This is a genomic window from Psychrobacter sp. P11G5 (assembly GCF_001593305.1).
Lineage (GTDB): Bacteria > Pseudomonadota > Gammaproteobacteria > Pseudomonadales > Moraxellaceae > Psychrobacter.
Genome location: NZ_CP012533.1, coordinates 2257601 through 2272025 on the forward strand (window position 1 = coordinate 2257601; position 14425 = coordinate 2272025).

General features: G+C 40.5%; 11 protein-coding genes. 5 read left to right on the forward strand and 6 right to left on the reverse strand.

The annotated features are described in order from the left end of the window. Positions 1 to 77: 77 nt before the first annotated feature. The 3 genes from AK825_RS09080 to infA all read left to right on the forward strand — a co-directional run bounded on the left by AK825_RS09080 (position 78) and on the right by infA (position 2618). Positions 78 to 1184 carry an asparaginase gene (locus AK825_RS09080; protein ID WP_068036476.1) on the forward strand — a complete coding sequence of 369 codons (1107 nt, stop codon included), beginning with the start codon at positions 78 to 80 and terminating at the stop codon, positions 1182 to 1184. Positions 1185 to 1254: 70 nt separating this feature from the next. Beyond that, on the forward strand, positions 1255 to 2100 hold the full coding sequence (gene truA, locus AK825_RS09085; protein ID WP_227514044.1) for a tRNA pseudouridine(38-40) synthase TruA: 846 nt from the start codon (positions 1255 to 1257) through the stop codon (positions 2098 to 2100). A gap of 296 nt (positions 2101 to 2396) precedes the next feature. Then, positions 2397 to 2618, forward strand: coding sequence for a translation initiation factor IF-1 (infA, locus tag AK825_RS09090; protein WP_068036477.1), 222 nt, complete (start codon positions 2397 to 2399; stop codon positions 2616 to 2618). Between the two features lie 494 nt (positions 2619 to 3112). Here infA and AK825_RS09095 read toward each other — a convergent pair whose 3' ends face one another. From AK825_RS09095 to leuC, 5 genes are all read right to left on the reverse strand, one after another. Continuing rightward, positions 3113 to 4228 carry a L,D-transpeptidase gene (locus AK825_RS09095; protein WP_068036478.1) on the reverse strand — a complete coding sequence of 372 codons (1116 nt, stop codon included), beginning with the start codon at positions 4226 to 4228 and terminating at the stop codon, positions 3113 to 3115. 435 nt (positions 4229 to 4663) lie between these two features. Then, positions 4664 to 5767, reverse strand: coding sequence for a 3-isopropylmalate dehydrogenase (gene leuB / locus AK825_RS09100; protein WP_068036482.1), 1104 nt, complete (start codon positions 5765 to 5767; stop codon positions 4664 to 4666). 110 nt (positions 5768 to 5877) lie between these two features. Further along, positions 5878 to 6588, reverse strand: coding sequence for a hypothetical protein (locus AK825_RS09105; protein ID WP_068036484.1), 711 nt, complete (start codon positions 6586 to 6588; stop codon positions 5878 to 5880). A gap of 136 nt (positions 6589 to 6724) precedes the next feature. Next, positions 6725 to 7375: a 3-isopropylmalate dehydratase small subunit gene (gene leuD / locus AK825_RS09110; protein WP_068036486.1), complete on the reverse strand. Its 651-nt coding sequence runs from the start codon at positions 7373 to 7375 to the stop codon at positions 6725 to 6727. A gap of 135 nt (positions 7376 to 7510) precedes the next feature. Continuing rightward, on the reverse strand, positions 7511 to 8929 hold the full coding sequence (leuC, locus tag AK825_RS09115) for a 3-isopropylmalate dehydratase large subunit (RefSeq protein WP_068036488.1): 1419 nt from the start codon (positions 8927 to 8929) through the stop codon (positions 7511 to 7513). A gap of 319 nt (positions 8930 to 9248) precedes the next feature. Between leuC and AK825_RS09120 the strand changes: the two genes are divergently transcribed. Both AK825_RS09120 and putP read left to right on the forward strand, forming a co-directional pair. Then, complete coding sequence (locus AK825_RS09120) at positions 9249 to 10121, forward strand: LysR family transcriptional regulator (RefSeq protein ID WP_068036490.1); 873 nt, start codon at positions 9249 to 9251, stop codon at positions 10119 to 10121. Positions 10122 to 10743: 622 nt separating this feature from the next. Further along, positions 10744 to 12246 (forward strand): sodium/proline symporter PutP, encoded by a 1503-nt coding sequence (putP, locus tag AK825_RS09125; protein ID WP_068036492.1) that lies wholly within the window; start codon positions 10744 to 10746, stop codon positions 12244 to 12246. Positions 12247 to 12770: 524 nt separating this feature from the next. Here the strand turns inward: putP and AK825_RS09130 are convergent. Then, complete coding sequence (locus AK825_RS09130; RefSeq protein ID WP_068036494.1) at positions 12771 to 14126, reverse strand: outer membrane protein transport protein; 1356 nt, start codon at positions 14124 to 14126, stop codon at positions 12771 to 12773. Positions 14127 to 14425: the final 299 nt, after the last annotated feature.

Genomic DNA, 14425 nt, shown 5'->3' on the forward strand with positions numbered 1-14425 from the left:
TTGTTTCTATTTTACGGTTTATCATTTATATTACCCCTACTGTTATTCTTATTACTTAACCTTAATGCGGTAATCTCATGCCATCATCTTCAACATTATCAAATCGATCATTTAATACTATTCAGCTTATTTACGCTGGTGGTACTTTTGGTAGTTACGGGCGCCCATTAGCTCCTTTAGATGCCGATATCTTCTTGCCTGCTTTACAAGAGCTACTTACTGAGCACAATCAAACAAATCAGTTGCCAGAAGTCTCGTGGTTAGATAATAAGCTGATTAAAGACAGTAGCCAGCTAACCTCAAACGACTTTGTGCATTTCTATGAGCTGTTATTAGATGCCTATGCACAAGGTCAACGTCAGTTTGTACTAATCACAGGTACAGATACTTTAAGTTATCTTGGCGCGTTTCTAGCGGAGGCATTTGCAGGCACGGATATGTGTTTGGTGGTCACTGGTAGTATGCGCCCATTGTTAGATAGCGATGTATTACAGACCTATACGGTAGATGCAAATAGTGATGCATGGAATAATCTCAGCGAGTCTTTACGTCTAGCTGCTGCTGGAGAGTCTGGCGTTAAGATAAGCTTTGGCGGTGAGTCATGGCCCGCACAAACAGTACAAAAAATTCATAGTCATGATTTTATGGCTTTTACCGGTCATACTCGTGCTGGCTACCCAAATAACAGTTATATAAAGCAGCTACCAGACACGCGCCGTCAACATTGGCTTGATGACCAAATAGCTGTTAAGAATGATATTCAAACCCGTGCAGAACAAGCGAATATCCATGCGATATATTGTCTACCTAATATTCCTGATATCTTGAGTACGCAGCTAGAAGCGCTATTGACCCAGCCACCATGCGGGATAATATTATTAGGTTTCGGCGCTGGCAATGTTCCTCACTCCAAAGATTTAGCCGAAGCATTGCAACGTGCGTACGAGCATGGTCATATGGTGGTATGCGCTAGCCAATGTCCATTTGGCGGGGTCAGCGACAGTTATGCTGCGGGTAGTTGGCAATATGATTACCATGTCATTGCTGGTGGGCGCTTAACCATTCCTGCTATCTATGCGCGATTGTTATGGCTATTGCTACGCTATGACACACCTGCACGAAGAAGACAACGCTGGACATATACTGTCAATCAGTCAGGAACAGCAATAAGAAAAAATCGTTGAACAATATTACCAAGTAAAACGACAAGCACCTGCCCCGAACACTACGCCTACTAGAGAAATTAAGAGATTAATGGAAGTTGAGAGACCAATGGAAGCTGAAAAACAAGACAACCCTACTTATAACTTGGCCATTGCCATCGAGTTTTTAGGAACTAATTATCGGGGCTGGCAACGTCAAAAAGAGGTGCTTGGAGTACAAGAGGCACTAGAAAAAGCCATTAGCACTGTTGCCAATGAATCTGTTGAAGTGGTCGCGGCAGGTCGTACTGATGCTGGTGTCCATGCCAGCAATATGATTGCGCATTTTGTCACCCACGCTTACCGCCCGACTCATAATTGGCTACGCGGTGTTAACAGCCTATTGCCTAATGATATTGCCTTACGCTGGGTCCAACCTATGCCAGCAGACTTTCATGCCCGTTTTGGCGCTATTGCTCGCCGTTATCGTTACATTACACTCAATCAAGCTGCACGTCCTGCCATACTCAATCATCAAGTCACCCATATTCACGAACCTCTAGATTTAGCGGCGATGCAGCTTGCAGCGGCTGATATTGCTGGGACTCATGATTTTAGTAGCTATCGTGCTGCAGCTTGCCAATCTAATCAGCCCATACGTACTGTCAGCCATGCCAAGCTTTTCGCCCATGGCGCATTTATCGTTTTTGACATTCAGGCGAATGGTTTTTTACATCATATGGTACGTAACCTAATGGGTACTTTATATGCGATTGGAAGACATGAGCTTGAGCCTACAGACTTCTTATCTATTTTAGAAAAAAAAGACCGCACCATCGCTCCACCTACTGCATCCGGTGACGGCCTATATTTTATTAACGCTTATTATCCTGAGCACTACCAGCAGCTGATGCCACAGGCCCCTCTTACCCCACTTTGGCTCAACCTGCCTGACTGAAAATAGGGCATGTCCTCATTTTGATAATGGTAATAAAAATGAGATAGATTTTTGTCAATCAAAGAAGATTTCGCAGAGAATATGAACATACTGTCTAGAAATTTTCAAAGAGTAACGAAAATATAGCCATTTTTAGCCCATTAGAGGTTCACTTGTTCAGATTGAAGACACGCCCTAGCTAGGATTGGCGAATATACATAACACTTACACAGTGTCAAGTAAAAACAATGTTTTGTTGCTTTAATATTGAAACTTACGTATAATATCGGCTTATTTTTCATTGATTGATACAAATTATGGCCAAAGACGATATTATTGAATTTGAAGGTGAAGTTATCGACACCCTTCCAAATACTTTGTTTAAAGTTCGTTTAGAAAACGGACACGAGATTATTGCTCATATCTCAGGAAAGATGCGTAAACACTATATTCGCATTTTAACTGGTGATAAAGTTAAAGTGGAAATGACACCTTATGACCTAACTAAAGGTCGCATTACTTATCGCGGCAAAAACTAATTTTTTTATAATGTCTTGTTCCTAAGACGACAGTTATTCGATTTTAAGTTATTAAACTGGTTATTGAATGGACTAGTTATTTGGTTGATACATAAAACTGAATGGTCTCCATAACAATAATAACAAAAACGACAAACTGTCCATTGCTATGACTTACAGCAGATAACTATCTACAAATAGCAGCTCGTTTAATAATTAACATTATTTTTGCAATATCTCTATTTCTGCAACGTCCCTATTCTTGCAACGTCTCATTGTTTTACTTAATTTTGCATAAAAAAATACCGCTAATCTTCAGCGGTATTTTTATGTCTGGGTTTTCATTTTGTAACGTTAGCAATTCCTAGGGCTAATCATTTGCCTATATTTAAATCATTGCAAAATCTTCATCTCATTTTCAAAAATTGAAGTTAATGATAAAGAGATGCGTAAGCGTTACGGCTAGTAATTTTTACGCATCACTGATAGATTTAGCTCATTATTTAAAAGTGGTATTACTTGAACTCTACCGTCGCATCATTTTTGATTGTACCTAATAATGCTAAAGCGTCCCAATTGGTCAATCTTATACAGCCTGACGATGCTTGTCTGCTAATGCGCGCTGGATCTGGCGAGCCATGAATACCATATGAGGGTTTACTAAGCCCTATCCATACCACACCTACTGGATTATTAGGGCCAGGAGGGATAATAACTTGACTGCCATCATCGCCAGTATAAGTGTAGTTAGGTTCATGCACTTTGACTTCAACGGTATGTTTGCCTGATGGCGATGGTGTTGCCGTGCTACCTACTGTAGTTGGATAACTAGCAACCAAATTATTCTGCTCATCATAAGCATATAAAGTTTCAGTTGTTTTGTCAGCCACTACTCGGCTAACTTGCTTGGTATTGGGGTTGCCAGGATTATAAACAGTGATACCCTCTCCGGCATTAAACTTGGCGTTTGGATTGAGTTCTTTAAGATACTTTTCACTCATATGGAATTTTTCTGCTAAGGCTTCGATAACGCTTTCGTAGTACATACCTTCAAGCTTAGCTTTGGCTTCTGCACCAGCAGGAATAGTGGTGGTTTTTAAATTTACATCAGCATCACTTAGCTTGTAGCTAACCAATACAGGTTGTGACATGAGCTTATTATTTTTAGTTAAAGCTTGCCATGTTTCTTCGTTGAGATTATTCGTCACCTTCAGACCACGAGACTTTTGAAACGCTTGCATGGCTTTGATGGAGTTCTTACCCCAATAGCCATCCACAGGTCCGACACTACTTTGATTCCAATTCAGCAAAGCCTGAAGCTTAGTGCTCATACTACGGCTTACGTTTGCGCCTTTTTTCCAGCTGGAACTATTAACCTTCTGAGCAAACTTTGGCAGATTATTCGTTGTGTATTTGATAGTAGGTAGCAGCTTATTCAGCGAATTCGCAGTCTTACTATTCTCAGTAAGATTTTGGCTGACACCATTGGTGACCGGACTAGCATCAGTACTAGCAACCTTATTGGCAGTACTAATAGTATTAGTATTTGCAGCAATACTTGGATTTACAAATAATACGGCAGATAACCCTAATGCCGCTATAGCAGAATTAACTTTTGTTATTTGATGCATGCTTCATTCCTCAATTGATTATTAATGAAATATTAAGATCACTATCTTATTTTTGTTTTTGACAATAACATTTAGCGAAATCATTACTAATTTGTTTCTAATTTTATTCTTTATAAAAGTATATTTCTACATACTATTTTAAAAGGGATAATGATGTCACAGGACCATTTTCTGATGTAACAGTTTTATGTTAACAAACATCTAATCTTATAGTTTCTATGTTAAAAATGGACCATATTTCAGAAATTTTCCCATAACACAGTGCAAAAAACCCAATAGATTATTATGCCGAATATTTATTCGATCATAAAAAACCCACAAACTGCTAGACAGCTTGTGGGCTTTATTCGACTTTAGCATGTATATAAATTATTTATAATCTAACCGATATAGTCAGCTTCAACTGTATCCGTCTAGTTTCCAAATAATGTGGGTTTATACTAGCTTCGCTAATACCGCCTCACCCATTTGCTTGCAACCAACTTGGATTAGCCCCGCCTCACTACTATCTAGAATATCAAGCGTACGCAGGCCATCATCAAGGACGTCACTGACTGCCTGTTCAATCGCTTGTGCTGCTGGTTCTTGTTTAAAAGTATAGCGCAGCATCATGGCGACAGAAAGTATCGTGGCTAATGGATTGGCTTTATCTTGTCCAGCAATGTCAGGTGCTGAGCCATGACAAGGCTCATACATACCCTTGCCGTTTTCATCAAGGCTAGCTGATGGCAGCATACCAATAGATCCTGTCAGCATAGCTGCTTCGTCAGATAAAATATCGCCGAACATATTGCCCGTTACCATGACATCGAACTGCTTAGGATCTTTAATCAGTTGCATACATGCATTGTCAGCATACATGTGCGATAACGCCACATCATTATAGTCCGATTGTTGCATCTCAATCATCGTCTGCTTCCACAGCTCAGTAACCTCTAGCACATTCGCTTTGTCTACTGAGCAGACTTTGGCTGCTGTACCTGCTGCTTGTGCACGCGTTTTTGCTAACTCAAAAGCGACCTTGCCAATACGTTGAATCTCACTAGTGCTATACACCATAGTGTTATAGCCTTGCTGCTCACCATTCTCTAGAGTACGAATACCACGTGGCTCACCAAAATAAATACCACCCGTTAGCTCACGGACAATGAGCAAATCTAAACCTGAGATAATCTCAGGTTTTATACTAGAAGCATTAGCCAGCTGCGGATAAAGTTTCGCGACACGCAAGTTGGCGAATAAACCAAGCTCACCACGAATTTTAAGCAGACCACGTTCAGGACGTTTACTGCGCTCTATAGCATCCCACTTAGGACCACCAACTGCTCCCAATAACACTGCGTCGGCTGCACGTGCACGACTAAGCGTTTCCTCTGGTAAAGGCTCACCAGTTACATCAACAGCTGCACCTCCAATCAATCCAGACTCAAGATTCAAATCTAGCGTAAATTTTTTATTGACGGCTTGCAGTACATTAATGGCTTGGGTCATAATCTCAGGACCAATGCCATCACCAGCTAATGTTAAAATCGTTGCCATACTAATCCTTGTTGGTAGGTAAAGTGGAAAAAGACAAGAGCAAAGTATTGCTTGATTTGATTCATGTTAGTGAGATATGACACTAAATTAATTATTCAAATGATACAGTACTAAACCTTAGCCTTTGATTTTGTTGTTTGGTTTATAACGCTGTTTTCTACAAACTCCCCCTGACTTTCAGTATTCATCTGTTTGCAAAACTGGCGCTTAATGCTATCGCCTTGAATAAGATCAATACATAAAGGATTAGGTGAAGCGGTGTCTAACAAACTGCCTGTATCTTGATTGGATTTTTTGCGATAAGCACGTAACAGATAAGTATCTGGCTGTACAAACTCATGAATCATCGCAAAGCGTTCAACATAACCGATATTATTTTCGGGATAAAAATTTATATGCACTTCACGCTTTGCAGGCTTGACCCGTGCATAATAGTTAGTCATACCAGGCATGCCAGACGCGGATAAAGGTACGATCTTGACAGACTTTTGGCTCTTTAGCGGTGCGATTATGTTGCTTGATTTAGAGTTAACAATATTATCGTAGTCCACTTGCTCAACACTCAGCATGGCAGGATCTACTGGTTTGTGGGTATCTGGCGCAATGACTAAAGTTTGGTCGATTTGCATGATTTCACAATGATAGGTTCCTGCACAGGCAATGTTTACTTCACCAGCAATAGGCTCAATCTTACCTGCCCATCTCTCAGCATTTTCTGCTTTATCTATTTGCTGGTAGCCCGTCAATAATTGACAACCTGACAGTAGCAAGCTTGTTGCGACAGCTGCACTTGTAAATACAACAATACGTTTTTTATTCATAATGACGGCTACTATTTCATAGTGATAACAAATTACCTTTCATTCTAGCCATTTTGTTACCATAACTCAACGTTGTATTATTGACCAATCTACTTTTATTAAATGCTGCAGCTAAGTGCCCAATAAGATTCGTTGCTTATGCCTTGACTTCATTAAATATCCAAGGCGTCTGTTGCATCATTTTATTTTCATAATCCTTAATGGCATCGCTCTGCTGCAGAGTAAGACCAATATCATCTAGACCATTCAACAAACAATGCTTGCGAAACTCATCAATTTCAAATGGATATTCTTGTCCTACTGAATTGATAACGACTTGTCGCTCCAAGTCTGCCGTTAGCTCATAGCCTTCATTTTCCAAAGTCTCTTTCATCAACTTATCGACAATTGCTTCATCTAAAACAATAGGTAGCATGCCATTCTTAAAGCAGTTGTTATAAAAAATATCTGCAAAACTTGGGGCAATAACCGTACGAAAGCCATATTCAGATAATGCCCAAGGCGCATGCTCACGGCTAGAACCGCAACCAAAGTTTCTGCGTGACAGTAAAATAATTGCGCCTTGATAACGTGGCTTATTTAAGACAAAGTCTGGGTTAATAACGCGTGTGCTATTGTCTTGGCCCGGATAGCCTTCATCAAGATAACGCCAATCATCAAATAAATTGACGCCAAAGCCGGTACGTTTAATAGATTTCAAAAACTGTTTTGCGATAATTTGGTCGGTATCGACGTTTGCGCGATCAAGTGGGCAAACGATACCTGTTTGAGTATTATAAGCTTGCATAAAAATTTCCTATAAATGACATTTCTTATTTAGAAGTAAGTGGCTGTTTTAATTGGCGCTACTGAGTGGCGATTAAAAGCAACGCTATGCACGTATCCATAGAGAATTGACGCGCATTACACTAGCATATAGCAACTAAAACGTACGCACATCCACAAAGTGACCAGCCAATGCGGCGGCAGCGGCCATCGCAGGACTCACCAAATGCGTGCGTCCACCAGTGCCTTGACGACCTTCAAAGTTACGGTTGGACGTTGATGCACAATGCTCTTCTGGCTCAAGCTTATCGGCATTCATCGCAAGGCACATTGAACAACCCGGCTCACGCCATTCAAAACCTGCATCGGTAAACAAGGTATCCAAACCTTCTGCTTCTGCTTGCAGTTTTACTTGCCCAGATCCTGCCACCACGATAGCTTCTTTAATCGTATTTGCAACTTTACGACCTTTAATCACTGCCGCTGCATCACGCAAATCTTCGATACGTGAGTTGGTACAAGAACCAATAAAGATACGATCAAGCTGAATATCAGTGATTGGCTGCCCTGCTTGCAAGCCCATATACGTATAAGCGCGTAACCAGCCTTCTTGCTGCGACTCATCAGCCGCTTGATCAGGGGTTGGTACCGACTGAGTAATGTCAACGACCATTTCAGGTGAGGTGCCCCAAGATACTTGCGGTGCAATTTGACTACCGTCGATTTCAATAACTGTATCAAATACTGCATCATCGTCTGAATATAGTGTACGCCAGTAAGCTTCTGCTTGTTCCCACTGCTTATCCGTTGGTGCGTAAGGACGACCTTTAACATAATCAATCGTTATGTCATCTACAGCTACCATGCCCACGCGTGCGCCAGCTTCAATTGCCATATTACAGACCGTCATGCGCCCTTCCATGCTCATATCTTCAAACACTTGTCCTGCAAACTCAATTGCGTGGCCATTGCCACCAGCTGTACCAATCTGCGCAATAATGGCAAGTACCACATCTTTTGAGGTTACGCCAGTGCCAAGCTTACCATTGACCCGAATTTGCATGTTTTTCATTTTTTTGGTAATTAAACACTGGGTTGCAAGTACATGCTCAACCTCAGAAGTTCCGATACCATGCGCAAGACAACCAAGTGCACCATGAGTTGCCGTATGCGAATCACCACATACGACTGTCATACCTGGAAGCACCAGACCTTGTTCAGGACCAACCACATGCAAGATGCCTTGACGAGCATCATTAATGGTGAACTCTGCAATATCAAACTTAGCGCAGTTATCATCTAGAGTAACCACCTGCAAGCGTGAGACTTTATCTTTGATACCAGCCACACCCTCAAGACGCTCTTTACTCACTGTCGGTACGTTATGATCAGGGCTGGCAATGTTAGCCGAGAGTCGCCACGGAGCGCGATTGGCAAGCTCTAAGCCTTCAAATGCTTGCGGACTAGTCACTTCATGCAATAGATGGCGGTCAATATAAATCAAGCTCGAACCATCATCACGCTTTGTGACTTCATGAGCATTCCAGAGTTTGTCGTATAACGTATGACCAGCCATATTGCTATCCTTTATTAATTGCCAATTACTTATTATGTATTTATCTCTGCCTATACTTCATAAATAGAGAGTTAATTATTGCAAATTCTTAGGGTTACCTATTTGTTCTTATACTTATTGCTCTTTACTGAAACAGTAATTTATAAAGCCATCAGAATAAAAATGTCAAAAAGTGTCCCAATGTCTTGTGATTATAGCAGCCTAATTCTATAATAATAATTGATGATTTTTATCTATTCACAAACTTTTATTTCTAATACATTATGAATAGGCAAGCCAACTTTTATTTATAGCTTATATCCAAGCTAAGGACATCGGTTTGAATACCACTAATTTGACGACGTTTGTGACCGTTATGCAAACAGGTAGCATATCAGGCGCAGCAGAGAAGCTGTTTATTACCCAGCCTGCTGTTAGCAAACGCATCAAAAATCTAGAAGATGAGTTTAAAATTACCTTATTTGATACCGTAGGTCGGGGTATTGTACCGACTCAAGCAGCCAGTGAAATGCTACCGCATGCGAAGCGCTGGCTAGAAGATTACGAGAATTTTAAGATAAACCTGCAACATTCTAAGCAAATCGTTTCTGGCAAATTAGTCATTGGTACCAGTCATCATATTGGCTTGCATCATCTTGCCCCAGTGTTGAAGGATTTTATCCAGAGTTATCCTGCGGTGCAGCTTGAAGTTCATTTCGTAGACTCAGAAGAAGCGCATAAAGCCGTCCTTGATGGCAATTTATCTCTGGCTTTTTTAACACTACCGCCTGTCTATGATAAGCGCCTCACCTATCATACCCTATGGTCAGACCCACTATATTTTATGACAGGTGCACTATCGCCTTTAGCGACGAAAACCAATGTAACCTTAGAGCAATTGGCACATTACCCTGCTATTTTACCTTCTGCTAACACCTTTACCAGTCAAATTACTCTAGCAGAATTCGCCAAACATAATCTAAAACCTTATGCGACCATGAGTACAAATCCACTTGAGTCTATTCGCATGTTGGTATCCGTTGGACTTGGCTGGTCGGTATTGCCGCAAACCCTTATCAGCCAAGATCTAGAACGTATCAATATGGCTGATAATATCGAACTACAACGATATTTAGGGGTGGTCATTAATCCCAAACTAACGCGTTCTAGTAGCGTTGAAGCTTTATTAGAATTGCTTGCGCCTATTGACTAATAATAGGTATAGCTGACAGTAAAGATAGCAGATCAATTCGTGACATAAATCTAATCAATAGTTCGAAGTCTATATGCACAGGCGCTGTTCGCAATTATAATCTCTATACGTTATAATACGCACAGGTTTACTTTTATAACATATAGTTACCATAACAACACTGATACTCACTTACTGAATGGTTTGGGTAAGGTATGATGGCAAATATAGTTATTTTTGCCAATCATCTATCTATGATAAGTAGATAGATGATTTAACTACCATCAGTAATAACGTTTAACAATGGTGCTTTATGTTTAATTTTTGCTGACTTCTGCATGTTATATTCTGTATAAGAGATATAGCCAAATTGCAGAATTGACAGTTTTAAATGATTGATTTTGTCCGTGATGATCAGTTAGAACTACTAACATTAGGTAATTTAATTGATTATTGATAACTTAATAAGTTATAGGTGAAAACAGCATCAATCATATAAAACTAGAAGTGAATACTGACTATAAGCAAAAAGCCATTTTGTTCTACTTAATGGCTTTTCTTGTCTTTGTAGATCGTATTTTAATCATAAGACTTTATAGTTAAATATAATTAAAACCAATACAGTTGGTTAAGGACAGTTTCTATGAATGGAATTTCTAGTGGTGTACTAATATCGCTTGGTGCCTATTTTTTGGTAATGATTGGGATTGGCATCTATGCCTACTTCAAACAAGCAAATGACACTGAAGGCTACATGCTTGGTGGGCGTAGCTTAGGTCCAGCAGTAACTGCTTTGTCAGCAGGTGCATCAGACATGTCAGGTTGGTTATTACTTGGCCTGCCCGGTTACATGTATGCTGACGGGGTCGTTAGTGTTTGGATTGCACTTGGCTTAACACTTGGTGCCTTGCTCAACTACATCATTGTCGCACCACGTCTTCGCGTTTATACCGAGGTCGCTGATAACGCAATTACTCTACCTGACTATTTCGCTAACCGCTTCGAAGACAAGTCGCACATGCTACGTGTCATATCAGCAGTGGTTATTATCTTATTTTTCACCGTCTATACTGCTGCAAGCTTAGTGGGTGGCGGTAAGCTTTTTGAAAGCTCACTTAACCTATCCTATAGTACTGGTCTTTGGGTTACCGCTGGCGTTGTTGTCGCTTACACCTTATTTGGTGGCTTCTTAGCGGTCTCAATGACTGACTTTGTGCAAGGTATCATCATGCTATTTGCGATGGTGATTGTGCCTGTTGTTGCTTTCACCGATCTTGGTGGTATATCGGCGACTACTACAGCAGTGAGAAATATTGATCCAAGCCTGCTAGATATTACTAGTGGCATGAGTGTGATTGGTATTATCTCTTTGATGGCATGGGGTCTTGGCTATTTCGGTCAACCACATATCATTGTGCGTTTTATGGCAATACGTTCGGTTAAAGATGTACCAACCGCACGTAATATCGGTATGAGCTGGATGGTTGTGAGCTTAATTGGTGCATTGATGACTGGTTTTGCTGGTCGTGCTTATGTACAAAAAACAGCAATGACCCTAGATGATCCTGAAACTATCTTTCTAGTGTTTACACAGTTTTTATTCCATCCCCTAGTATCGGGCTTCTTATTAGCAGCTATCTTAGCAGCCATCATGAGTACTATCTCATCACAGCTGTTAGTAGTATCAAGCTCGCTAACTAAAGATGTCTATAAGTTATTCTTTGATAAAGATGCACCAGAAGCTCGCCAAGTATTGGTCGGCCGACTATCAGTAGTCGCTGTAGCTGTGGTATCAATCTTACTCGCATCTGATCCGGACAGCTCGGTACTAAAGCTAGTGTCTAATGCTTGGGCAGGTTTTGGTGCGGCATTTGGACCACTAGTTATTATTAGTCTAATGTGGAAAGGTATGAACCGTAACGGTGCTGTTGCAGGCATGGTCGTTGGTGCGTTGACCGTTATCCTATGGATTTATGGTGGCTTCACTCTAGCTGACGGTACTGAACTTGGTAGCTGGTTATTCGCGATTGTCCCAGGCTTTATATTAAGTACGATTGCTATCGTCGTAGTCAGTATGGCTACTGGCGGTCCTAAACCTTCTGTTATTGCGAAGTTCGAAGAGATGGAGCTTAACTTAGATAAGTAAGCTATCGACATATTTTGTTGTTATCACAACTCTCGTTACTATCATGGTAGCGAGGGTTTTTTATTGTCTATTGAAAAATATCTATCCTATAGTCAGTTCGAAACGAAATCGATATGTTAATAGCCACGTGCTACTGGTATAAATTTTTCTTGAGTACTGTTCGCAAGCGTGTCCCGATGCTGCAAAAAATTTACCCTAGCAGCACTGTGTCGGTTTTAAAGTGAACCAACTATATTTAAATAGAGTTACTGACAGAGACGATATTGCATCTTATTAGATATCGGCTGTACTATACTTTATAGTTGTTGTAATAATTTAAAATCAACCTATCAAAAACAAAGCCAGCATAAGAAATACGAATAGAAAGTGTTTGTTTTATCTCTCTCAAACGCTCAACTCTTATTAATTGTTAGTACTATTACTTTCATGTATTTATGAGATTTTTTTACGCACAAAAAAAGCGACCCATCATGGATCGCTTTTTTATTGTTTTGAAAGTCAGTTACTAGCAAATAAAGAAACTACTAGTAATCTTGATAAGAAAGCTTCACACCCAGAATATAGCCATCATTGTCTTGGAAATCTCCAACGATTTTATCAGTTGGTAATTGACCTTTGGCATCACCGAACCATAGGTATTTACCACCCGCTGAGACTGCCCAGTTTTCGGTGACGTTGTATTTTGCACCAAGACCAACGCTATAGTAGCCTTCAATAGGTCCTAATGAAGTCGTTGGATCACCAGCACCGCTATCCCAACCGACAGTACCACTAACAGCAAGTGCTGGCGCTAAACGCTTGGCCACACCAACTTCTACTTGCCACTGATCGTCATCATACTCGACTAAGCTTAGACCATCAGGACCGTAACTTGCTTTGCTAACGTCGTTATATAGTGGCGGTGTTATTTTGAAATCACTCCATGGTACCCAGCGTACTTTTGCTGTGGCTAAAGTCGTTGGATTGATACCGGTTTGGAAATCAAAATTCACTGATTTTGGAGTAGTAATTTCGTACTTACTGCTTCGATTTGCAGCTGCAGCACCTAAAGCTGCGGCCTGCTCTGGAGTAGCTCCTTGTTGTAAAGCGCCTGCTTGAGTTAAAATTCCCGCTATAGGATAAGTTTCGGCTATATTCATATCATGATCAATCTCAGAACGATACGTCAATGCAGCTTTTAAAGCAATTTCAGGTTTGCTATAGGACATACCTGCTATGTAGCCATAATCCATATCAGGATTACTGTTTGAGGTGTAACCAGTCGCAAGACCATAAGCTAATCCGCGCAACTTTACTTCTGACTCAATACGCTGAGCGACTGGACCACCGTAAACTTGGAACTCTTTGTTAGCACCAAACTTCATACCTAGAAGCCCTGTTAAACTCTGGCTACGTACTTCAACGTTGGTGTTTTCTCCAGCCGTAGTTGACTCAGCTGTGGCTATTGCTCCTGCAGTTTGAGGATCAACACCATCAGCGATCAAGGCGCCTGCTGAAGCAGCCAGATCATTACCTGCCACAAAATTACTCTGAGTGTATTCAGCAGCGGCACCAAACGGCTCGTCATATAAGATACCAACACTAAAAGTATCGTTAATATCAGTTTTTACACCATAGCGGAAAAAATCATAACTCTCAGCGATGTCACCTGTTTCATCACCACGTACATAGTTGTTAGTGCTGTTATTGTTGTTTGAACTATCGTAACCACTAACGTCAGCATCAATGTAAGTATAAACAGCCTCAGCATAAGTACCATCTTGGAAGAATGCGGTGACATCTTGACCAGAGCGATCAAGACCAGCAGCATTAGATAAACTAGCTACAGAAATTGTTGCGATTGCTACCGCGAGTGTTTTCAAGTGAAAAGTATTGCGCATTGTGTATCTCCAAACATCCTCGTTGTTTTTACCGTTACCATAATTAGCCAGTGATAATATTTACCACGTTATGCTCGTTATTTAAACGGTCTCCTAATTTGAATAGTAATTGCTTTCTCACACTAAGACAACACTTAAAGTACTTTATTTCTCTAATATGACTGGACAGTTCTTAATTATAACCATATCTTTAATCAATCGTAGCTAAGGGTTATATATCAATATAGCTTTATCGAATCGACTTCTTAATATCAATAATGTGCTAACAGCAGGATTTCTTCATTTACCTTTTTTACTTA

Bases quoted from the DNA above. Each gene is read 5' to 3' on its own strand.
- leuC (WP_068036488.1), bottom strand. From the start codon at position 8,929: ATGGCTGGTCATACGTTATACGACAAACTCTGGAATGCTCATGAAGTC.
- AK825_RS09095 (WP_068036478.1), bottom strand. From the start codon at position 4,228: ATGCATCAAATAACAAAAGTTAATTCTGCTATAGCGGCATTAGGGTTA.
- truA (WP_227514044.1), top strand. From the start codon at position 1,255: ATGGAAGTTGAGAGACCAATGGAAGCTGAAAAACAAGACAACCCTACT.
- leuB (WP_068036482.1), bottom strand. From the start codon at position 5,767: ATGGCAACGATTTTAACATTAGCTGGTGATGGCATTGGTCCTGAGATT.
- AK825_RS09105 (WP_068036484.1), bottom strand. From the start codon at position 6,588: ATGAATAAAAAACGTATTGTTGTATTTACAAGTGCAGCTGTCGCAACA.
- AK825_RS09130 (WP_068036494.1), bottom strand. From the start codon at position 14,126: ATGCGCAATACTTTTCACTTGAAAACACTCGCGGTAGCAATCGCAACA.
- leuD (WP_068036486.1), bottom strand. From the start codon at position 7,375: ATGCAAGCTTATAATACTCAAACAGGTATCGTTTGCCCACTTGATCGC.
- putP (WP_068036492.1), top strand. From the start codon at position 10,744: ATGAATGGAATTTCTAGTGGTGTACTAATATCGCTTGGTGCCTATTTT.
- infA (WP_068036477.1), top strand. From the start codon at position 2,397: ATGGCCAAAGACGATATTATTGAATTTGAAGGTGAAGTTATCGACACC.
- AK825_RS09080 (WP_068036476.1), top strand. From the start codon at position 78: ATGCCATCATCTTCAACATTATCAAATCGATCATTTAATACTATTCAG.